We start from the raw sequence: 21158 nt of genomic DNA, 5'->3' as shown, positions 1-21158 counted from the left end.
ATGAAGGTCGAAGGAATTTGTGAATCGACAAAAATAGCGGAATCCGATATAATAGCGATTAAACCAAGTGGAAAAGAGGGAAAGAACATGGCTGAAATTGTAATCCGAAATACGAACGAACGTATCACTGGAGACGAAAATGTTCGAAATTTCTTAAACAAATATGAAGTATTATTTGAAAAATGGGACGCTTCCAAATTAAACACGGATCTGCAAAACAACTTTGGACTCACCGATGAACAAAAAGAAGATGTACTAAAAACATATGACTATGAAATCAGAGACTTGGCTGCGCGTCGCGGGTACCAAATCTGGGATGTCATTACGCTGTCTGAACAAACACCAGATATTGAAGAGAAGCTTGCCAAATTCGAAGAGATTCATACTCATGCTGAAGATGAAATCCGAGCTATTGTAGCCGGCAAAGGAATCTTTGTCATCAAAGCTACAGATGATGTAGGTTACTTTAATGTAGAATTGTCTCCTGGAGACGTTATCTCAGTACCTGAGAACACCCCACACTTCTTCACTTTGATGGAAAACAAACAAATCATTGCCGTACGTCTGTTTATTGAAAAAGATGGCTGGATCGCAGATCCTTACCCGGATCCAACGTTTATCAAACAAGCATAATAAGCTAATTCTATTATTTGCTCAACAAACCCCTGTTCAATTCGAACAGGGGTTTCTGCATATTCAGATAGTATACAACATTAGATGTTCTATATAAAATAATGTGGATATTTTGCCTTCATCTTCTCTTGTTCAACAACAACTAGTCTGAGATGAGCTTCCATAACCTCAACAGCTCGCTCGGTTTCACGTTCCGTAATAAGTCGGTATATTTCTTTATGTTGTGAAATAATAACCTCTGCATCGGAATCTTCAGACAAACGTAATAAACGAAGCCGATTAAAGGGAATATTGAGCTGCTGTAGCATTTTCCAAGTTCTCATTTTTCCTGTGCCTTGAAACAATATTTGATGAAACTCTTCATCTAGTTCAAAAAGCCGATAGAAATTATTTTTCCCTATACATACTTCCTGCATGGCGATATTGGTTTCAAGTCTAAATCTGAACTCTTCGGGAAAAGAGGCACAAGCCAGAGTGACAATTTCCTTCTCCATCTTCTCTCTCATAAACCGGCCTTCTTCAACATGCTCCAGATTAATATGGGAGACAATGGTTCCACTCTGTGGAATGATATCCAGTAATTCTTCCTCGGCAAGCTTCATGAAAGCTTCACGTACTGGTGTTCTGCTTACTTGCAATTCATCCGCAATTTCCTTCTCGGAAATCTTGGTACCAGGCTCAAGTTCAAGGTGCAGAATTCGTTCCTTTATCAGATTGTATGAATAAGCCCGGGTCGAACCTCTAATCTTTTGATTAAGTGACATGCCTTAACCTCTTCCTCTCAGCCATATTCATCCATCTTAGCACAATTTGCCGTTCCACTAAAATTCCCTAAATGAAACGGCAATGGGCAAATTTCAGTTCAGAACTATTGTTGCTTGTTTTCTTTGTACTTCTTATATGTGTCATTGGAAAGCTGCATATACTGAGGCAAGCCTTGGCTCTCCAGCTCTTTTACAAATGCATCAAACTCAGAAAGTTTACGTTCTCCCAAAATGAATTTAAGCGTATTTTGATCAGAGAAATCTTTAAGCGGTGTGCTAAGCAGTGTCACCTGTTCACGATCGATATCCGAGTAAGGAATTGGAGGCTCCGCAGGAACCACTTCTTTGACATCTTTCATGTCTTGCTGGAATTTCAATTCTTCCTCACTAAACATGGAGTGCAACAAATCCGTCGTTCCTCCATAGGCAAACACACCACCGGAGAATCCATAATCGATGCGCAAGTCCTTTGTGCCTTTTGGATTCAATCCGTTATAGTTCACATCTTCGGCCAACTTACGAACGCCATCCTGTTTGGTGAAGGTTTCGCCTTCTACACCCCATTTGGCAAATTCTTGACCTTCATCACTATAGTATAACCAGTCAATAAATTGCATGGTTGCTTTGAAATTCTCGTTGTCTTTAATTTTCCCGGAAATCATGACACCGTTTTCAAGTCTGGAGCCGGACATCAATTGACCTTTAGGGCCACCAGGAACTGTAATTTTGGCGATGGAGAAATTTCCTTCTCCCAACGTTTTATTCATGTCATTACGATGAAGCACTACCGTTTGCGAGTTACCATTAATAATAAAGGATTTTCCAGAAACAAACTTTTGAATAGCCTGGTCATCGTCCTGGGTGAAGCTTTCTTTATCCAGCAGCCCCTCCGATACAAGCTTGTTAAAGTAAGTTAACATTTCCTTGTATTCCGGCGTAGTCGAAGTATATACAAATTCATCCTGATCTTCTTTATACGTTAAACCATTGCCAAATCCCCATCCAGCTTTCGTTCCAAAACTGGTAGCAGCAATATTCAATGTACTGTTAAATTGGAAACGATCTGAGAACGGAACGGAATCTGGATAGATTTCTTTTAGCTTTTTGGCTGCATCATACAATTCATCCCATGTCTTTGGAATGGCAATGTTATTTTTCTCAAAAATATCTGTTCTCACAATAAGGGTATAGTCCGGCCAAACCTCTTCATGTAAACCTGGGAGTACATAATATTTCCCATCCTCTTGTCGAAGACCCTCAAGTTCATCCTGAAGTCCCCATTTCTCAACCTTATCTTTGAAATTTGGCATCAAATCAACATAATCACTCACTGGCAAAATTGCACCAGAGGATACAAAAGCAGATTCTTCACCCGGATAGGTTTTCGGAATAACCAGTGGGGCATCTCCAGAGCTGATCAGAAGGGATCTTTTCTGGGAATAGTCACTCATCGGAACGATGGTAGGCTCCAGCGTGACTCCGGTTTTTTCCGTGATTTTTTGGAACAGGAGCCAATCCTTTTTATACGGGTATGCTGGCTGGTCACTGTACAGAATAGATAGATTAAATGGTTCAGCTGCTTTGAAGGTCTCCCCTACACCATAGGACTCCATGGCTCCCTTGGATTCTGGTTCGACTTTGTCTCCACCAGCTCCGCTGCTACATGCTGCCAGAACGACACTCATCATTGTTGCCAATACCATCTTGCCTACCAGCTTACGTGGTCTCTGTTTCATTCAATTCTCCCCCTGCATGTGATTTAGATTGGCCTTACAATCAAGATGTTGAACTATATTGGGCTAGGATTACTGTTTTACTGTTTAACAGATCCCAACATGATACCGGTTACAAAGTATCTTTGAACAAATGGATAAATCGTTAAAATAGGCAAAATGGTGAGTACCATCGTGACCGATTTGATGTTTGCAGAAATTTGAGTCAGATTATCCGCTGAAGCACCAGCCGAAGCACCGCCTGTTGCACCTGCAATCATGTTGCGCAAGTAGATCGTAACGGGAAACAGTTCCTTTTTGTCGAGATACAGGAAGGCAGGAAACCAGGAATTCCAATGTCCCACAGCGTAAAACAGAACCATCGTTGCCATGACCGCTTTACTCAGCGGTAGAATGATCCGCAACAAAATGCCATACGTATTCAAACCGTCAATAGCTGCCGCTTCCTCAAGCTCTTCAGGCATGTTTTCGAAAAATGATTTCATAATTAACATGTTATAAATGCTGATTGCCCCAGGCACAACCAATGCCCACATCGTGTTATTGAAGCCCAGAGAGTTAATCAGGACATAGTTAGGAATCAAGCCGCCACTGAAAAACATCGTGAATACGGCGAACATCGTCAAAAATTTTCGTCCCATTAATCTTTTCTTGGATAAGGCATAAGCGAAAATGGTCGTCATGAACATGGAAATTAATGTACCTACAACGGTATATATAATTGTGTTTTTGTAGTTGGTCCAGAACATGCTATCACGAGAGATGGTCTTGTAGGTTTCCACATTAAATCCTCTTGGGATAATGCTTACCTTGCCTGAATTGATATAAGCCTCGCTGCTGAAAGACTGGGCCACGACATTCAGAAACGGATAGAGCGTGATGAATACCACAAGCAGCAAAAAGATGGCATTGAAAACTTTAAATACTTTGTATGATTTTGATTCCAGCATATTGCTCCTCCTTTACCACAAGCTTCGTTGTGTCAGTCTGCGTGAAATGGCATTAACCGAGAATACCAGGATCAGTCCAATAATGGATTCGAACAAACCAATGGCGGTAGCATAGCTAAAATTGCTGGACTGCAAACCTACCCGGTACAGATAAGTAGAAATCACGTCAGATGTCTCGTAGATCAGCGGATTGTAAAGGAGCAAGATTTTCTCAAATCCAACCGCAAGGAAATTACCCATGTTCAAAATCAGCAATGTAACGATCGTTGGCAAAATGCCTGGTATGGTTATATGGAGGGTTTGCTTCCAACGGTTCGCACCATCGATCCGCGCAGCCTCATACAAAGAATCATCAATTGTTGTTAATGCAGCCAAATATAGAATGGCTCCCCACCCCATACCTTGCCAAACCTCAGAGGTGATATAGATTGTTCTGAACCATTCCGCACGTTGCATGAAAGGAATGCTGTCTCCAGTAAAGAATGATACCATTCCGTTAATAGAGCCATTAACTGCCGTTAATTGCAGAATCATTCCGGCAACGATAACGATGGACAAGAAGTGCGGAAGATACGATGCGGTCTGCACAAACTTTTTGAAACGTTTGCTTTTCACCTCATTCAGCAGCAATGCAAAAATGATCGGAACTGGGAAGGTGAAAAGTAACGCAAGTCCACCGAGCATAAGTGTGTTCCCAAATACTTTCCAAAAGGTTGGGTCTTGAATGAACATCTGAAAATACCTGAATCCAACCCACGTCTCTCCAAAAATACTGCCTCCCGGTACAAATCGTCTAAATGCGATTACGTTACCGAGCATGGGCCCATATTTGAAAATAATAAGATAGATAATTGGAAGAATTAACAGTGAGTACAGCTGCCAATCTTTGCGAAGCAGAGCTGTAATAGTTCTCAACCTGCTTTCTTTACGTAAAGATGTCATCGTTAGCGTGGTTTTAGCGGTTTCCGACTCCATATGTTATTTCACTCCGATCCTTAGCTTAATAAAATAAAAGCGTTTTCGATCAATGCTTATCATCTCTTCTTTTTGTAGAAGACAAGTAATCAGATGCACTTCACCCCCACCTGCAGAATAAACCAAACCAATGTAAGCGATATCAATTTTGAAAATCATTAGAGGGTCAAGATGCTTCCCCTCATTTTCGTACTAACCACTTCATGTTGCCTTTCCAGAACTAGATAGTTTACTTCGATTATGTAAAGCGCTTACAAAAGATGTGAAAATTATAGCGAATAACTCCCGTTTCCACTTCATTCAAGTAAGTCAACAGATATTCGCTGTATTCATTCGCATACTAGTCATACTAGTATGTTAGTTATATTCTAAATCAGTAGTTCTATAATTTCAATAACTTTTAGTAAAAAAAATTATATTTTGTTATTATGGTATAGTTCAAACTGTCCCAAAACAAAAAAACATTGTTAGGTTTTATGGATAAAATACATCTCACAAAACCTAACAATGTTTGAGTAGTGCACTAAAAATACGGTTTATGATGCACTTATTGAGAATTCAGCAATGATTCGTTCCAATTCGGATAAATGCTTGATTTGATGGTCAGGCACATACGATTCGGTGTTCTCTTTATTCTCGCGGTTAATCCAAACAGATTGAATACCTGCAGACAACGCTCCACGGATATCAGTTGTAAGCTTATCTCCAACCATCATACTTTCCTCAGGTTGAACTCCCAGCTTACTCAATGCGTGTTCGAAGATCGAAGGATCAGGTTTTCCTTTACCGAACGTACCCGAGATAATAATTTCATCGAAAAAAGGAGCCAATTCAGGAACGCCATCAAGTTTCTCTTGTTGTAAAGCAGGACAGCCGTTGGTTAAAAGCAAAAGCTTAAACTTCCCTTGCAGATGACTCAATGTTTCCATCGTTTCTTCATAGACATGGGGTCTTAATCTCCGCTCAGCCCCAAATTGTGAGGCAAGTCGTTCCGCCAGATCTTCACGATCAACACCCAATTTTAACAAGCCGCGACGCCATGACTCTTTACGATATGCGGGTGCAAGTTGCTCCAACTGGCGAAACTCCGGCTGATCGCCACCTGTGAAGTTAGCCCAAAGACCTTCAAACGGGTTAATCCCAATCATTTTGGTAAACGAAAAAGTTTCATAAGATTCATACAGATTACGTGCCTCATTACGAACAGCCTCTTCAAGGTCTTCGGGTTTAATACCCGTCTCTTGAGCTGCAATCAGGCAAGTCTCATGGAAGGCTTCTCGAACACTGCGCTCATCCCACAGTAAAGTATCATCTAGGTCGAACAAAATCGCTTTTAACGCCATTTCGGTCATCTTCCCCTTTATGCAATAATTACTTTTTCTCGTATGTTTCCACGGTGATCTGATGTGCTTTGGCGAATTTCAGAAGACGTTCAGTGATTGCATCGGTATCATAACGATTAAGTAGTTTGGTAAATACCCATCTCTTACCTCGTGCATTATGCTCAATTACAACCGTACCTGGCTCAATTCTGAATTTCACGATATCATCGACTCCAATTGAACGCTCGCGGTTCCCTTTTGTCGTCAAAATCCGATTACTTCCTATTTTGACATAAGGGCGACGGAGCATGAAGATGACTGCCAAAAATACGTACAGCAACATGGTCACCCAGTCCCAAGTGGTCATCGGAGCTTTGACAAGAAATGTACTCATAAAGAGGTACAGGAATGCTAGTCCGATCAGAAAAATAGGAAACAGAAGGCTGCGTCCTTTAAATACGTCCTCACCTGGTGTACCGGAAATCGGTTTACCGCTTTTTTTGCGTTGCTGATTCAACTGCTTAGAATTTTTCCGAACCGTTCTCTCGAACGAACGCGACATGAGAATCCCCCTTAGATGTTCTTTGTATCGGCTTACATAACTGCAAACCAACATTTCCCCCTATAATTTGCAACCTCTAGATAACAGGAAGAAACCTAAATATCATATTGATATCATTAGGTTTCCTTAATGTTTGAGTTTGCCTTGGTGGCCCTGATCGTTCTCATCATCTACAATTTCAATCGAATCCAGTTGCTGTCTGAAATTGCTTCGAATGTTATTCAAATAGATTTCTCTAAGCTTGGCACGCTCTGCAAGCTCTTCCTCTGTCAATCCAGTGGATTTTTGCTTACGGGCCAATTCATTAATACGTGCTACCAGACTATCTATATCCAAGCTTGTCCCCTCCAAAAATACAAAGTCTTATTAACTTTGACATGATAAGGGCAGCTTGTCAAGCTGACATGCATTAGTGCGTGTGGATATGCAGTCTTATTCTGTGATTTGAGGCAGTATTAAGACTTGCCCCACTTGTATTGAAGTTGACTGAAGTTGATTCACTTTCTTAATTGCTTCTATATATACACGTGTATCCATTGTTTCAGGTTTGTGATCTAATGATATACTCCATAGTGTATCTCCTTGTGAAACTGCCATCTTCCCTCCAGGCAATAAATCGTTCTCATTGCCAGCGAACACAGTGAGTACTGTACTGCATCCAACCAGTATAATTAAGCTTACGATTATTAATTTCAAGACCCAAGTTGGGACATTACCTTTTACAAAAACCTTCTTAAAATTCCTTATGTTAGTTTCAACCACTTCTGAACGCACCGGTTCGTAAATGCTTTGATAAGTAGAATATCTCATTAAATATCGACCTCCAAACGTTTGTTCCTATCCGTTGAAATCAATATAACACGAACACTTGTTTTGCACAATAACTTTTTAGAACAATTGTTCGCTTTTTTTTGTTGCATCCTACATTCCAATATCTTTCTTCTATTGAAAAGGGAACTGTCATTTGCAGTATTTGATTAGACCAAAAGAAAATTTTCATCTTAATTCGCAAAAAAACATTGATTTTATGGCATTTTATTTAGAACTTATGTTTGTACGAACGGAGGTTCTATGTTATAATTTTCCCAAACGTTACTAAAATGGGGTTGATACGGTATGTCGAAGATATCCAGCAGGCAACAGGCTATTCTGGAGTTTATACGCAATGAAGTCCGGTTGAAGGGGTATCCTCCTTCCGTACGCGAAATTGGTGAAGCCGTTGGATTGGCTTCCAGCTCTACAGTACATGGACATCTGGATCGTTTGGAGAAGAAAGGTCTGATTAGACGTGACCCAACCAAACCAAGAGCCATTGAACTTCTCAGCCAGGAAGAGTCAGAGCATTCACATCAGTTTGCTCACAGCGTTGCTCGCATTCCTGTCGTGGGTAAAGTTACTGCAGGGGTTCCGATCACAGCAACAGAAAATATCGAAGATTACTTCCCTCTTCCCACGCATTATGTAGGCGAACAGAAAGTATTCATGCTTTCTGTCGTAGGAGACAGTATGGTAGAAGCAGGCATTGTTAACGGAGACTATGTTATCGTACGTCAGCAGCAAACTGCAGATAACGGCGATATCGTAGTAGCCATGACTGAAGACGATGAAGCAACGGTAAAAACGTTCTACAAAGAGAAAGATCATATTCGTCTTCAACCGGAAAATTCGACTTTTGAACCGTTGCGTTTGAAACACGTTAGCATCCTGGGCAAAGTCATCGGCCTTTTCCGTGATATTCATTAATATGTATTCTAGTTTTACAGAAGTCTCACAATAAGATACTTAAAGAGGTTGTCCCGTTCAACGGGACAACCTCTTTTTTTCTTATACAATATATATTGTTCTACGTTAGTCGATTATTCGCTGCGTTTAAGAATGCTTTTATGATGAGAGAACACTTCAAAACTCTGTTGACCATGGTAAGAACCCATTCCACTTTCCCCTACGCCGCCAAACGGGAGATAATGTGATGTCATATGAGACAAGGTATCATTAATACAACCACCACCAAAAGAAACTTGATTCAGAACCTGATTCTGCAGATCCTCATCCTGAGTGAAGAGATATAATGCCAGTGGTTTTGGACGACGAACAATCTCATCTAGCATGGGATCGAGGTCGGTATACTTAAATACAGGAAGAATTGGACCAAAGATCTCTTCTTGCATCACTGGGGATTTCCAATCCAATTCCCCGAGAACTGTTGGTTCAATGAGCAGCTGATCACGCTCAGAACGCCCACCGATTATTGCCTTGCCATCTTGGAGCAAAACGGATAAACGATCAAAGTTACGTGCATTGACAATGTGCGGAAAATCAGCATTTTTCATCACGTCATCTCCAAATTTATCCTGAATTTCTGCAGCGATCAATTCAAGTAATTTGTCATGTACGTGCTCGTGTACAAGCAAATAATCCGGAGCAACACAGGTTTGCCCAGCATTCAGGAATTTACCGCGGACAATGCGCTGAGCCGCCAGCTTCAAATCCGCATCCTGATGAACAATGACCGGACTTTTACCGCCTAGTTCTAACGTAACTGGAGTCAAATGCTCAGCAGCTGCCTTCATAACAATACGACCAACACCTGTACTGCCTGTAAAGAAAATATAATCAAACTTTTCTTTCAACAATGCCGTACTCGTCTCAACTTCCCCTTCCATAACTGCCATGTACTCACTAGGAAATATCTCATGGATCAAATCATAAGTTAGACGTGACACGGCTGGGGTTAATTCTGACGGTTTTATAATGGCACAGTTACCCGCAGCAATGGCTCCAATTAGAGGGCCGAAAGCCAGCTGGAACGGATAGTTCCATGGTGCAATAATAAGAGCAACTCCATAAGGTTCAGGATAAATGAAGCTTGTGCCATCGGGTATAGCAGAATTTGTAGGTACAGGTTTTGGTGTAGCCCATTCCTTCAAATGTTCCAATGCAAAATCCAGTTCACCTAACACGATCCGAATCTCAGAGCCATAAGCCTCTGTTTCAGATTTATTTAGATCCGCACGAAGTGCGTCAAGAATACGTTGCTGATACTTCTCAATTCCCTGTCTCAATTGCTGAAGAGCACGAATTCGGTACTCAATAGACTTCGTTTGTCCTGTATAAAAAAATGTCCGCTGTGCGGCAACCAGTTGCTTCTCTTGTTCCATATTAACATCTCCAATTAATTGTTCAAAATTTAATTTTTAAAAACATAAATGAATTATAACGCAATTATATGAAACTATCAACATATAGATACTGTAAATACAGAGCAAACAATTTAAACATACTCTCGCTTCAACGATATGATCATATCTTAATTAACCATTCTATTTCTTATTGACTACATAAAAAGCCTCAACACTAATATGCCAAAACTTATGCTACGAATGCCAGCTTCCTCTTTACATTCTTATTCCCGTCCCCGTTTTAGTCAAACATAATGTATCCTTCCTTCCAAATGATGGGCACGTGTTCTGTCTATATTTTCTCTCACTGAATTTTTTCTTCATTATATATACTTTGAGGGAGGATCCACACTGACATCTCTTTATTAGAATAGGATTGACAAAAAAGGAGGTCATTGTTATAATCGCCCTCATATCTTAAGGAAGGATGATTCAGATGATTCGTCGTCTAAAAAAACTAAAGAATGTGGCTACCGCATCACGCTTCTAAGTTACTCAGAAATAAAACTTAGAAGCGAGGAAACTAAAATGAATATAAACCAATTTAATCACTGGTCTGAAATTAAGTATTTAAAGGATATTGTAACCAATCCATTAATCGAAGTCGGCGATTACTCTTATTACTCCGGTTATTATGATAACAATTCATCTTTTGAAGACGGATGTGTGAGATATTTATGGGGAGATGACAAATCCAGGAGCTTATTCAACCCCATTGAGGAATTTGGATGGCAAATAGATCGATTGATTATTGGTAATTATGTATGTATCGCAGCCGGTGTCGTTATTCTTATGGGAGGAAATAACAATCATCATGCGGAGTGGATCACTGTTTATCCGTTCGCTGATCAAATTAGCCATTCCTTCTCACCCAAGGGAGATACCATTATAGAAAGCGATGCATGGATCGGCATGAATGCAATGATTATGCCTGGTGTTACCATTGGTGAAGGTGCGATTGTTGCAGCAGGCTCAGTTGTAACAAAAGATGTCGCCCCTTACACGATAGTTGGTGGCAATCCTGCAAAAGAAGTTAGGAAGCGTTTCTCAGAAGAAGAAATCATGAAGTTAAAAGAAATGCGCTGGTTTGATTGGAAAAGAGAATCAATTGAAGCAGTCACTCACTTACTTTCTAGTTCTTCAATTAACGAGTTATATGAGCACTACTTATCAGAAATTAAGGACTGAGTTCCTATAGATATAAAGCTAGGTAGAATATTATTCTACCTAGCTTTTTTATATCTCCCGCCAAAAAAAAGAAAAACCCCTCAGCGCTAAAGCGCCAAGGGATTCAGCTATTAGTACAAAGTAATATATTGATCGCGTTCCCATTGGTGGACTTGTGTACGATACATGTCCCACTCAATTTCTTTCAGCTCGTAGAAGTGAGCCAGGGCGTGGTCGCCGAGAGCATCACAGATAACTTCGCTGCGGATCAATTCGTTCAATGCTTCTTTCAGGTCAGCCGGCAAGCTTGGAATGCCTTCTTCCACACGCTCTTCTTCTGACATGATGTAGATGTTACGGTCAATCGGAGCAGGTAAGGAAAGCTCACGTTTGATTCCGTCCAGACCTGCTTTCAATAAAACAGCCAAAGCCAAGTATGGGTTAGCAGCCGGATCCGGATTACGAACCTCAACACGTGTACTCAGACCACGGGAAGCTGGAATACGGATCATTGGGCTACGGTTACTGGCGGACCATGCTACATAACAAGGGGCTTCATAACCTGGTACAAGACGTTTGTATGAGTTCACAGTTGGGTTCGTAATTGCTGCAAACGCACGCGCATGCTTCAAAGTTCCAGCCATGAAGTGACGTGCAGTTTTGCTCAGACCCAGCTCGTCAGACTCGTCTACAAATGCGTTCACTTTGCCTTGGAACAAGGATTGGTTACAGTGCATACCAGAACCGTTCATACCAAACAGCGGTTTCGGCATAAAGGTAGCATGTAGACCATGCTGACGTGCAATCGTTTTAACAACGAGTTTGAACGTTTGAATCTGGTCTGCTGCTTTTAGAGCATCAGCATATTTAAAGTCGATCTCATGCTGACCTGGAGCTACCTCATGGTGGGAAGCTTCGATCTCAAAGCCCATTTCTTCAAGTGTGATAACGATGTCACGACGACAGTTTTCACCAAGATCGGTAGGCGCAAGGTCGAAATATCCACCTTGGTCATTCAGTTCGTTAGTCGGGTTTCCTTTTTCGTCTGTTTTGAACAAGAAGAACTCTGGTTCAGGACCAACGTTGAAGGAAGTGAATCCCATTTCTTCGGCTTCTTTCAGGTTTCGTTTCAAGATGCCACGCGGATCTCCTGGAAACGGATTACCATCCGGAAGATATACGTCGCAAATCAGTCGAGCAACACGGTTCTCGGCTACCCAAGGGAAAATGAGCCAAGAATCAAGATCAGGATAGAGGTACATATCAGATTCTTCGATACGCACGTAACCTTCAATGGAAGAACCATCAAACATCATTTTATTGTCCAGAGCCTTGGTTAGTTGGCTCACAGGAATTTCAACGTTTTTGATTGATCCAAGCAGATCGGTAAATTGCAAACGAATGAATCGTACATTTTCTTCTTTTGAGATGCGTAGTATGTCTTCTTTAGTAAAACTCACGATACCCTCTCCCTTTCTTCTCTGCGTATTTGGCTTGCCTGTTATATTTGTACATTAGAATATTGCACGGGTCAAGGAGTCCTCCTACCCAAAAGCAGGATTTCCCCTGACCTACGAGGTTATACGAACTTATTTTTTATTAAAGAATCGGGAAAGCTCTCCCTGGATGAGAGATACTTGTCCAGGTCTCTTACCTGACACCAGTTGTTGTTTAAGCAGACGATGCAGTTGGGAGTCCGACAGCTCTCTGCGTTTTACTTCCGTATCGGCTGTAATAACCGTTGCTTCTTCTGACTCTTTGGATACAGGATTCATCACTTGTTTAATGCCCGCGATGTTAACTCCTTTTTCAATCAGAGCCTTGATTTCCAGCAATCGTTCTACGTCATTAAAAGAGAACAAACGCTGATTACCTGACGTTCTCGCAGGAACAATCAAACTGTGCTGCTCATAATAACGAATCTGACGCGCGGACAGATCCGTAAGTTTCATTACAATACCTATCGGAAATAAGGCCATATTTCTGCGAATTTCGTCACCCATCATTCATCAACCTTCCAGTCATCTATTCTTCACTCTATTGTACATTTAGTTATTACTAAGTGTCAATGATGTGTTAGATAAACTCACAATAATTTACGTTCTTTCATCGTTTGTAATGCCATCAAAACGCCATATTTAACATGAGAGTATGTTAAACCACCCTGCATATAGCCAATATAAGGCTCACGGATAGGCGCATCTGCAGATAATTCAAGGCTTCCACCCTGTATAAACGTACCTGCCGCCATGATGACAGGATGCTCGTAACCCGGCATATCCCACGGTTCAGGAACAACATGGCTATCTACCGCAGCAGCCCGCTGTATTCCTTGTACAAAGGCAATTAAATGTTCGGCCGAACTGAATTGAACAGCCTGAATCAGATCTGTACGTATCTCGTTCCATGCCGGTTTGGTTACAAATCCAGATGCAGCAAACATCGCCGCAGCGAATGTGCTGCCTTTAATGGCCTGTCCCACAATTGTCGGAGCCATGTAAAGTCCTTGGTAGATGCCACGAGTTGTCCCCAACATCGCGCCAACTTCACCGCCAATTCCAGGAGCAGTCAAACGATAGGCAGCCAATTGTACGTACTTTTCCTTCCCGCATATGTATCCACCGGTTTCAGCCAGACCTCCACCGGGATTTTTAATCAGTGAACCTGCCATCAGATCTACCCCGATTTCAGTTGGTTCACGTTCCTCCGTGAATTCACCATAACAGTTATCCACAAATACGATGACATCTTCCTTGATCGCCTTTACACGTGCAACCATATCAGCGATTTCTTCAATACAGAAGGAAGATCTCCAATCATATCCTCTGGAGCGTTGAATACCAATGACTTTTGTCGCTGCATTGATACTTTTCTCTACTGCCGTCCAATCTACTCCTCCATCTTCTAACAAAGCCGTCTCTTGATAGCCAATGCCGAAATCCCGTAACGATCCTGTCCCATCACCAGGCTTGCCAATGACTTTATGCAATGTGTCATAGGGCTTACCCGTAATGTACAATAACTCGTCACCTGGACGGAGCACACCGAACAAAGCTGTAGCAATCGTATGTGTACCAGACGCAAAATGGGGACGCACCAGTGCCGCCTCTGCACCAAACACATCGGCATATACTTCATCAAGCACCTCACGCCCCCGATCGTTATACGCGTAACCCGTTGAACCCGCAAAGTGAAAATCGCTGACTTTTCTACGTTGAAAAGCATTGATTACTTTCCATTGGTTATGATCGGTGATCCGGTCAATCTGTTGCAATTGCCCCGCAATCTGACTTTCAACTTGTCGTTGAAGTTCAATAATCTCTGAATCAAAGCTTGCCATCTTACTTCATTCCCCTTCATAGCACGTATCTGACGTCAAACATCAATTATCGTGTCAACTTATCATACAAATATGTCATCGATGTTACAGTTGTATGAAATCTTCAAGTAAATAACCGAATTTCTCATATTCGCCTTTTTGCAGTTCCACTTCATAAATTACATCATTATCTTCAAATGTGGTCTCAACAACATCACCAATTTTGTAAAGTACAGATGTAAGATCCCCACGCTCAGCCGGAATACGGAAGCGTTTCGTGTCACCAGTCAGTTCAGCCTGGATAAGCTCCCGAATTTTCTGCAAGTCATCGGCATCCAGAGCGCTCACTTTGATATGCTCTTTATCCAAAGGGAGCATTTCAAGTTGCTCCGGTGTACAAGCATCCTTTTTGTTATACAATACCAATTGAGGCTTGTCCCCTGAACCCAGTTGCTGCAAAATGGTGTGTACCGTTTTCATCTGATCTTCACGCATTGCAGACGATGCATCGACCACATGTAATATAAGGTCCGCTTCATTCACTTCCTCCAGCGTTGCACGGAAAGCCGCAATCAGATCATGAGGAAGGTTCTGTATAAACCCAACCGTATCAGTGAGTACGATTTCTTTACCACTTGGCAGTTCCATCGTCCGAGAGGTTGGATCCAGTGTGGCAAACAGCTGGTCTTGAATATACACATCTGCCGCCGTTAATTGTTTAAGCAAGGTGGATTTACCCGCATTCGTATAACCTACAAGGGCTACCTGAACGATCCCTGTCTTTTTGCGACGCTCCCGGTGCAGCTTGCGATGACGTGTCACTTCTTCCAAATGACGCTTCAAGTCATCTATGCGGCCACGAATATGTCTACGATCCGTTTCCAGTTTACTTTCACCTGGACCCCGCGTTCCAATTCCTCCACCAAGTCTGGACAAATTCTTCCCGTGACCCGACAAACGTGGTAACAAATAGCTCAACTGAGCCAATTCAACCTGAATAATACCTTCTCTCGTGTTGGCGCGCTGCGCAAAGATATCCAAAATCAGCTGGGTACGATCAATAATTTTGAGATCCAACGCTTCTTCCAGGTTACGCACCTGAGCACCGGACAGCTCCTGGTCAAAAATAGCTGTTGTTGCTCCCATTTCCTCAGCCACTGCACGAAGTTCTTCCACTTTCCCCTTACCAATGAACCATTTGGTGTCCCGGGTTTTCAGGTTCTGTGACAATACACTCAGCACTTCCACGCCTGCCGTCTCCGCGAGTTTTACCAACTCCTCAAGGGAGTACTCCGGGTTAATACCTGAACGTTTGACCTCATCGGTAACCAGACTCACCAACACGGCGCGATCCTTCTTTACCATATCGGTATCATGTGTGCCATTTGTCATCGTGTATATTCACTCCTTCTATAACGTTTCCGCATATATTCTGTGCCACCATGGTTCCATGGCATGCTTTAAGCCGAACCGGTTAACCCGGCCGGCTGCTTTAAAAATTATATTATCGCTTACTTTTGATCAAACTTCAAATCCTCTGTGCGGATAGTCATCAGCTCCAGTTTTCCCGGATTCCCCTGGGTATACTGTTCCAATAGTCGAACTGCCTGATGGCGAATCGATCGTTCAATGGCATTTCGGACATATCGGGCGTTGCTAAACGCATGAAGAGACTCATTTTTTTCCTGAAGCAGATGCTGCTTTAGTTTGAGTATGGTCTGTGGCATGAGAATATAGTCACGTTCCTTGGCCATAATTTCGGAGATTTGAATCAATTGATCAATGCTATAGTCTGGAAATTCAACCTGGATCGGAAAACGGGAAGGTAATCCGGGATTCGTCTGTAGAAAAAAATCAATTTCTTCCGAGTAACCCGCCAAAATGAGGATAAATTGATTCTTATTATCTTCCATTGACTTTACAAGTGTATCGATCGCTTCCTTCCCAAAATCCTTCTCGCCCCCGCGAGCCAGACTGTACGCCTCGTCAATAAACAAAATTCCACCCAGTGCCTTCTTGACCAAGTCTCTGGTTTTCTGTGCCGTATGCCCAATATATTCTCCGACCAAGTCTGCACGTTCCACTTCAATCAAGTGACCCTTACTCAATACACCCATCTTCTGAAAAAGCTTCGCAACAATTCGTGCTACCGTTGTTTTTCCGGTTCCCGGATTGCCTTTGAAAATCATATGATACACGTGCGCCCCACTTATCAAACCAGCTTCGGTACGCATCTGGGCAATCTGTAAGAAAGCATAGATTTCAAATACTAAATCTTTGATATTTTCAAGTCCAACCAGTTGCTCTAACTCACCTTGAATTTCCTGAAAATGCGCATGTTTGGCTAAACCTTTTGCTGCTTGTATTGCTGTCTCTTCTTCTTTGACCAGCATCTGAGGTTCCTGGTTACGCAAAACAACATTAATTTGTCTGGATGGTCTGCCTCCCGGTTGCCCTCCTGCAGCCATGACCCGTCCGTTCATTCGCCATCACCTCTATTTTATCGGGCTGAACTCTCCTGATTATTAATGTATTCTATCAGGTGCTCTAATATTAGAAGTATGGCGAAGAATTATGGGACTTTTCCATGACTCAAATCTGAATATTTTTTCTGAACTCCCCATTTTCAAACAGGGTTTGTCTATGCTTCAGAGACAGTTGGAAATAGGGAAACACATGAGCATCAATAGCATGCAACAATTCCTTTGCTGTCCGGTTAGCCAGATCATAATCCCCAGTCGTAATGTGCTTACGAGAAAGAGCATCTTCAAGTTCATCCTCGTCCAGCAAAAATATTTCTCCATCCTTCAGGACAACGACATCCAGATACAGATCATCAAACCATGGAACACCCTGATCGGTTATGCCCTGGCTGCGGCATGTATCAATGTACCATTCAACAATCCGCTCCTGATCATCAAACATCGCCGTAACAACAAAATGCTCGCCTTTTGGATAATACTGCAACCAGGAATAACCTTTATCCGCAATGCAGAAGGTACTTCCTCCATAGGTTTTCCACAAAGGCTCTTTCAAATCTTGTATCGTATACAGCGTAATGTAACCCGTAAAAATTTTGGATTGAACGAACCGGCATGTAAATTGTCGGTTCGTAATCCGGCGCCAGTTCGCGCGGTCCCCGAATTTCCGTTTCATACGAACCCCTCTTTGCCGACCACAGGTCCGTGACCTGCTGATATTGGTGAACAGCGAATAACGTCCGCATTACCGATTCCACAAGCCCCTGAATCCGCTTTGCACAACGTATTACGAATAGTTACAGCTTACCATATTTAAGTTATACACTCAAAATCAAGCTTTGCCCCATCTATCGGAGAGCTTTGGTTCCACGCCGAACGCTACACAAACCAAAAAACCTGCTCCCCAACATCAGGGAGCAGGTTTTAGGCTGTAATTATTTAATGCGGCTTATTCTTGTTAACCGCCAGTTCCAGCTTGAGAATCAGTGGGTGTATCCGTTTCTCCAGTGTTACCGTTGTTTCCACTATCTGGCGGTGTGACCACTTCGCCTGGTGTCGTTACAGACCCATCATTGGAACCTTCCCCCGTACCTCCAGGTTCTGTTGTTCCCTGTCCCGGCGGTGTGTTTCCTTCTCCGGTCTGTCCGTTCCCTTGACCTGTCCCGCCATTGTTTCCATTTCCATTATTGCCGTTACCATTGTTACCATTGTTACCATTTTCATTTCCGTTGCCATTGTTACCTTCAGAACTTCCATTCCCCGACGAACCGTTGTCTGGATTTTCTGTTCCAGGCTGTTCTGTACCCGGCTCCGTCGTTCCTGGCTCCGTGCCCGTATCTGGCTGTTCCGGTTCCAATTCCTCCGCTTCAATCATAAGCGATATGGTATTGGAAGGATCCGTTTCCTGTCCGGAAGCCAGATCATATGCTGTTACATAATACTCATAAGTGAGACCAGGGAGCGCACTTAGATCCTGCGCACTGGTCGAACCAACTGCATCAATGAGGTGGGTGAACTGGCCCTCAGATGTTTCTTTTCTGTAAATCCGATACTGTGTCGAGGAATCCCCCGTTGAAGTCCAATTCAACGATACAGTTTGCGTAGATGGATCATAAGCTCCATTCAAACCACTCACTGAAAGCGTTGGTTGCTCTGGTTCTTTTTCCGGTGGAGGTGTCTGGGCACCTGCTGGAGCTTTGAAGTCCTTCACAGGAACTCCTTTCAACGCATCCCCCATAACTTTGGCAAAGAACGCCGCTGACAGCTTACTACTATTTTTGAGCATATGGTTTGCATCTGGATTGTCGTAACCCATCCATACTGCCGCAGTCCATTCTGGCGTGTATCCGACGAACCAAACATCACGGTTGGCACTGTTGCCGGAAATACCACTTTGAACGGTTCCCGTCTTACCAGCAACTGGTCGATCCAGACGTGCTGAACGACCTGTACCGTCATTCACGACATTTTGCAGCATCTTAGTCAGGGAATAAGCATTTTGCTCACTCATGACACGTGTTGTTTCCGATTTATCGTGTTTATAGGTCGTTTTCCCAGCGCTATCCTTAATTTCCTTAATGGAATACGCCTGCTGGTACTCACCCAGATTAGCGAATGCACTATAGGCTTGCGCCATTTCCAGCGTATTCGTACCCTTGCTAAGACCACCCAGCGCGATCGCCAGGTTTTTGTCTTCATCCGTAAGCTGGATACCTACGCTTTTGGCAAACTGAACACCTGTATTCACACCAATTTTGTTTAGGAGCCATACAGCCGGGATATTCTCCGATTTGGTAATGGCATCCGTCATGCTAATGGTAGAAGAATACCCATGCAAGTTACCCGGACAGTAATTGCCGAAGCATTGCTTTTCATTACTAAGAGCTGAGTTTGCATTGTAATTACCTGATTCAAGAGCCGGTGCATAAGTCACAATCGGTTTAAATGCCGATCCAGGTTGTCTGCGGCTCTGTGTTACCCGGCTATAGCCCTTTGTTTGATAATCCCGTCCGCCCATCAAGGCGACGAGACTGCCATTTTCATGGTTCATAATGACCATGGAGCCTTGAACTGGCTGATCGTCTTTACTTGACTCAAACAAACTATCATCCGAGAAAGCACTTTCCATGGCTGTTTGAGCCTGAGCATCCATCGTCGTGTAAATTTTGTACCCGCCGATATTCAGATCATCCTCCGTTTTACCAGTCACTTTTTCTGCTTCACGAAGAACATAGTCGATAAAGGCTTGATACTTTTGATCTTTCTCAGGCGGTGTATAGTCATAATCTACTGCTTTGGCTTCATCCATTTCCGCCTTGGTGATGTAACCTTGCTCATACATCAGCTGCAATACGACAGCACGACGTGCCTTGGAATCGTTGGGATTGCTCAGCGGGTTATAAGCTGAAGGCCCTTTAGGCATCGCTGCTAATGTGGCAATTTCCCATAATTCAAGATCATTTAAATTTTTCTTTCCAAAATAAAATTCAGACGCAGCCTTAATTCCATAACGCTGATGACCAAAGAAAATCCGGTTCAGATACATCGTCAGAATTTCGTCTTTTGAGTACTTACGCTCCAATGCCATCGCAATGGAAACCTCCGTTGCTTTCCGGAAGAATGTCTTGTCACGGGACAAGAACATATTTTTCGCAAGCTGCTGAGTCAGTGTACTACCACCCTCCACCATGGAGCGGGCCATGACGTCTTTAACTGCCGCCCGTCCGATGGACCAGATATCCACGCCCTGATGCTCGTAGAATCGTCTGTCCTCCGTAGCAACAAAAGCTTCCTTTACCAATTCCGGAATATCTTCTTCATTGACCGGCTCCAGCTTTTGAATGGACAACTCGCCCATTAACTGTCCGTTACGATCATATACTTTTGAAGTTTCATTGATTGTTGTTTTGTCCTTGTTGGCTTTGAGCAGATTTTCGCCACTCACCATAATAAATAAATATCCACCCAGTGCACAGAATATGGCGATTGCCATGGTGAAAAACAGTGTCCATCCAACGCGTTTACCCGTAATTTTTTTCTTTTTAGAGGTCTTTGGCTTCGCTTTTTTGGCTGACTTGTTATTACTGTTGCGATTGTTAGACCTCGACAACGGATCGTTTGGCATGTTACCTCCTGACTCCCTTTCAGTTGCATAATTTCTATTCGTCTGCTGGCTCAAACTCCTATAGAGCTTATTTTGCCCGGAATGAAAAGAACAACCCTTATTCAGGTTGCTCTGTTTCAATTCCTATACATGTAGACGAAATGGTTGATAAAAAGGTTTCGTAATTTTTTAAGCTTCGCCGCTATTATCTTGCTGCATCAGCGATACGCTGCGTTGCGGCGTGAACGTGGAGATGGCGTGCTTGTAGACCATTTGCTGGCGTCCGTCGCTGTCAATGACGATCGTAAAATTGTCAAATGCCTTGATCGTTCCGCGGATTTGAAAGCCATTAGTCAAATAGACTGTAGCTGGAATGTTTTCTTTCCGCAGTTGGTTCAAGAACGTATCTTGGATGTTGATGGACTTGTTCATTAGCCGTACCCCCATTGGTTCATTTGAATTCGTGTTAT

20 protein-coding genes are annotated in these 21158 nt (G+C 42.7%); 3 read left to right on the top strand and 17 right to left on the bottom strand.

Annotated elements, in window-relative coordinates; translation table 11 throughout:
- Positions 1-87 precede the first annotated feature (87 nt).
- Positions 88-633: a cupin domain-containing protein gene (locus MHB84_RS24970; protein ID WP_076289100.1), complete on the top strand. Its 546-nt coding sequence runs from the start codon at positions 88-90 to the stop codon at positions 631-633.
- A gap of 89 nt (positions 634-722) precedes the next feature.
- Here MHB84_RS24970 and MHB84_RS24965 read toward each other — a convergent pair whose 3' ends face one another.
- The 8 genes from MHB84_RS24965 to MHB84_RS24930 all read right to left on the bottom strand — a co-directional run bounded on the left by MHB84_RS24965 (position 723) and on the right by MHB84_RS24930 (position 7749).
- The gene (locus MHB84_RS24965; RefSeq protein WP_076289099.1) at positions 723-1397 is read right to left on the bottom strand and encodes a GntR family transcriptional regulator; all 675 of its coding nucleotides are present in this window, start codon (positions 1395-1397) and stop codon (positions 723-725) included.
- A 104-nt stretch (positions 1398-1501) separates the two neighbouring features.
- Entirely contained in the window at positions 1502-3133 is a 1632-nt protein-coding gene (locus tag MHB84_RS24960; protein ID WP_076289098.1) for an ABC transporter substrate-binding protein, read from the bottom strand.
- Positions 3134-3210: 77 nt separating this feature from the next.
- A complete protein-coding gene (locus MHB84_RS24955; protein ID WP_024630394.1) occupies positions 3211-4080 on the bottom strand; it encodes a carbohydrate ABC transporter permease in 870 nt (289 codons plus the stop codon).
- 12 nt (positions 4081-4092) lie between these two features.
- Positions 4093-5055 (bottom strand): ABC transporter permease, encoded by a 963-nt coding sequence (locus MHB84_RS24950; RefSeq protein WP_076289097.1) that lies wholly within the window; start codon positions 5053-5055, stop codon positions 4093-4095.
- Between the two features lie 536 nt (positions 5056-5591).
- Positions 5592-6398: an HAD family hydrolase gene (locus MHB84_RS24945; RefSeq protein WP_076289096.1), complete on the bottom strand. Its 807-nt coding sequence runs from the start codon at positions 6396-6398 to the stop codon at positions 5592-5594.
- A gap of 28 nt (positions 6399-6426) precedes the next feature.
- Entirely contained in the window at positions 6427-6939 is a 513-nt protein-coding gene (locus tag MHB84_RS24940; protein WP_076289095.1) for a hypothetical protein, read from the bottom strand.
- A gap of 126 nt (positions 6940-7065) precedes the next feature.
- Entirely contained in the window at positions 7066-7275 is a 210-nt protein-coding gene (locus tag MHB84_RS24935) for a DUF896 domain-containing protein (protein ID WP_062325454.1), read from the bottom strand.
- A gap of 96 nt (positions 7276-7371) precedes the next feature.
- Entirely contained in the window at positions 7372-7749 is a 378-nt protein-coding gene (locus MHB84_RS24930; protein WP_076289094.1) for a LysM peptidoglycan-binding domain-containing protein, read from the bottom strand.
- 306 nt (positions 7750-8055) lie between these two features.
- Here MHB84_RS24930 and lexA point away from each other — a divergent pair, with 306 nt between their 5' ends.
- Positions 8056-8682: a transcriptional repressor LexA gene (gene lexA / locus MHB84_RS24925; protein WP_024630400.1), complete on the top strand. Its 627-nt coding sequence runs from the start codon at positions 8056-8058 to the stop codon at positions 8680-8682.
- 113 nt (positions 8683-8795) lie between these two features.
- Here lexA and MHB84_RS24920 read toward each other — a convergent pair whose 3' ends face one another.
- A complete protein-coding gene (locus MHB84_RS24920; RefSeq protein WP_076289093.1) occupies positions 8796-10097 on the bottom strand; it encodes an aldehyde dehydrogenase in 1302 nt (433 codons plus the stop codon).
- A 549-nt stretch (positions 10098-10646) separates the two neighbouring features.
- On the opposite strand from MHB84_RS24920, the gene MHB84_RS24915 reads away from it, so the two are divergent.
- Complete coding sequence (locus MHB84_RS24915; protein WP_076289092.1) at positions 10647-11306, top strand: CatB-related O-acetyltransferase; 660 nt, start codon at positions 10647-10649, stop codon at positions 11304-11306.
- Between the two features lie 110 nt (positions 11307-11416).
- On the opposite strand, the gene glnA is transcribed toward MHB84_RS24915, so the two are convergent.
- The 8 genes from glnA to hfq all read right to left on the bottom strand — a co-directional run bounded on the left by glnA (position 11417) and on the right by hfq (position 21120).
- Complete coding sequence (glnA, locus tag MHB84_RS24910) at positions 11417-12745, bottom strand: type I glutamate--ammonia ligase (RefSeq protein WP_076289091.1); 1329 nt, start codon at positions 12743-12745, stop codon at positions 11417-11419.
- A 129-nt stretch (positions 12746-12874) separates the two neighbouring features.
- Entirely contained in the window at positions 12875-13288 is a 414-nt protein-coding gene (locus tag MHB84_RS24905; protein ID WP_063563200.1) for a MerR family transcriptional regulator, read from the bottom strand.
- Between the two features lie 83 nt (positions 13289-13371).
- Positions 13372-14625: a methionine gamma-lyase family protein gene (locus MHB84_RS24900; protein WP_076289090.1), complete on the bottom strand. Its 1254-nt coding sequence runs from the start codon at positions 14623-14625 to the stop codon at positions 13372-13374.
- Positions 14626-14709: 84 nt separating this feature from the next.
- On the bottom strand, positions 14710-15996 hold the full coding sequence (gene hflX / locus MHB84_RS24895) for a GTPase HflX (protein WP_076289089.1): 1287 nt from the start codon (positions 15994-15996) through the stop codon (positions 14710-14712).
- A 119-nt stretch (positions 15997-16115) separates the two neighbouring features.
- Positions 16116-17087 carry an AAA family ATPase gene (locus tag MHB84_RS24890; protein WP_076289088.1) on the bottom strand — a complete coding sequence of 324 codons (972 nt, stop codon included), beginning with the start codon at positions 17085-17087 and terminating at the stop codon, positions 16116-16118.
- Between the two features lie 109 nt (positions 17088-17196).
- Positions 17197-17760 (bottom strand): DUF402 domain-containing protein, encoded by a 564-nt coding sequence (locus MHB84_RS24885; protein WP_076289087.1) that lies wholly within the window; start codon positions 17758-17760, stop codon positions 17197-17199.
- A gap of 282 nt (positions 17761-18042) precedes the next feature.
- A complete protein-coding gene (locus MHB84_RS24880) occupies positions 18043-20709 on the bottom strand; it encodes a penicillin-binding protein 1A (RefSeq protein ID WP_076289086.1) in 2667 nt (888 codons plus the stop codon).
- Between the two features lie 168 nt (positions 20710-20877).
- Complete coding sequence (gene hfq, locus MHB84_RS24875; RefSeq protein ID WP_017687918.1) at positions 20878-21120, bottom strand: RNA chaperone Hfq; 243 nt, start codon at positions 21118-21120, stop codon at positions 20878-20880.
- Positions 21121-21158: the final 38 nt, after the last annotated feature.

The sequence above is a fragment of the Paenibacillus sp. FSL F4-0087 genome (genome assembly GCF_038020215.1).
Classification (GTDB): Bacteria; Bacillota; Bacilli; order Paenibacillales; family Paenibacillaceae; genus Paenibacillus; species Paenibacillus taichungensis.
Note: the sequence above shows the minus strand (reverse complement) of the source record. Positions and strands in the feature narration are given on the sequence as shown.

What these genes read in the sequence shown, in the direction of transcription:
- MHB84_RS24970 (WP_076289100.1), top strand. Translation starts at nt 88, where the DNA reads ATGGCTGAAATTGTAATCCGAAATACGAACGAACGTATCACTGGAGAC.
- MHB84_RS24965 (WP_076289099.1), bottom strand. Translation starts at nt 1,397, where the DNA reads ATGTCACTTAATCAAAAGATTAGAGGTTCGACCCGGGCTTATTCATAC.
- MHB84_RS24960 (WP_076289098.1), bottom strand. Translation starts at nt 3,133, where the DNA reads ATGAAACAGAGACCACGTAAGCTGGTAGGCAAGATGGTATTGGCAACA.
- MHB84_RS24955 (WP_024630394.1), bottom strand. Translation starts at nt 4,080, where the DNA reads ATGCTGGAATCAAAATCATACAAAGTATTTAAAGTTTTCAATGCCATC.
- MHB84_RS24950 (WP_076289097.1), bottom strand. Translation starts at nt 5,055, where the DNA reads ATGGAGTCGGAAACCGCTAAAACCACGCTAACGATGACATCTTTACGT.
- MHB84_RS24945 (WP_076289096.1), bottom strand. Translation starts at nt 6,398, where the DNA reads ATGGCGTTAAAAGCGATTTTGTTCGACCTAGATGATACTTTACTGTGG.
- MHB84_RS24940 (WP_076289095.1), bottom strand. Translation starts at nt 6,939, where the DNA reads ATGTCGCGTTCGTTCGAGAGAACGGTTCGGAAAAATTCTAAGCAGTTG.
- MHB84_RS24930 (WP_076289094.1), bottom strand. Translation starts at nt 7,749, where the DNA reads ATGAGATATTCTACTTATCAAAGCATTTACGAACCGGTGCGTTCAGAA.
- lexA (WP_024630400.1), top strand. Translation starts at nt 8,056, where the DNA reads ATGTCGAAGATATCCAGCAGGCAACAGGCTATTCTGGAGTTTATACGC.
- MHB84_RS24920 (WP_076289093.1), bottom strand. Translation starts at nt 10,097, where the DNA reads ATGGAACAAGAGAAGCAACTGGTTGCCGCACAGCGGACATTTTTTTAT.
- MHB84_RS24915 (WP_076289092.1), top strand. Translation starts at nt 10,647, where the DNA reads ATGAATATAAACCAATTTAATCACTGGTCTGAAATTAAGTATTTAAAG.
- MHB84_RS24905 (WP_063563200.1), bottom strand. Translation starts at nt 13,288, where the DNA reads ATGGGTGACGAAATTCGCAGAAATATGGCCTTATTTCCGATAGGTATT.
- MHB84_RS24900 (WP_076289090.1), bottom strand. Translation starts at nt 14,625, where the DNA reads ATGGCAAGCTTTGATTCAGAGATTATTGAACTTCAACGACAAGTTGAA.
- hflX (WP_076289089.1), bottom strand. Translation starts at nt 15,996, where the DNA reads ATGACAAATGGCACACATGATACCGATATGGTAAAGAAGGATCGCGCC.
- MHB84_RS24890 (WP_076289088.1), bottom strand. Translation starts at nt 17,087, where the DNA reads ATGAACGGACGGGTCATGGCTGCAGGAGGGCAACCGGGAGGCAGACCA.
- MHB84_RS24885 (WP_076289087.1), bottom strand. Translation starts at nt 17,760, where the DNA reads ATGAAACGGAAATTCGGGGACCGCGCGAACTGGCGCCGGATTACGAAC.
- MHB84_RS24880 (WP_076289086.1), bottom strand. Translation starts at nt 20,709, where the DNA reads ATGCCAAACGATCCGTTGTCGAGGTCTAACAATCGCAACAGTAATAAC.
- hfq (WP_017687918.1), bottom strand. Translation starts at nt 21,120, where the DNA reads ATGAACAAGTCCATCAACATCCAAGATACGTTCTTGAACCAACTGCGG.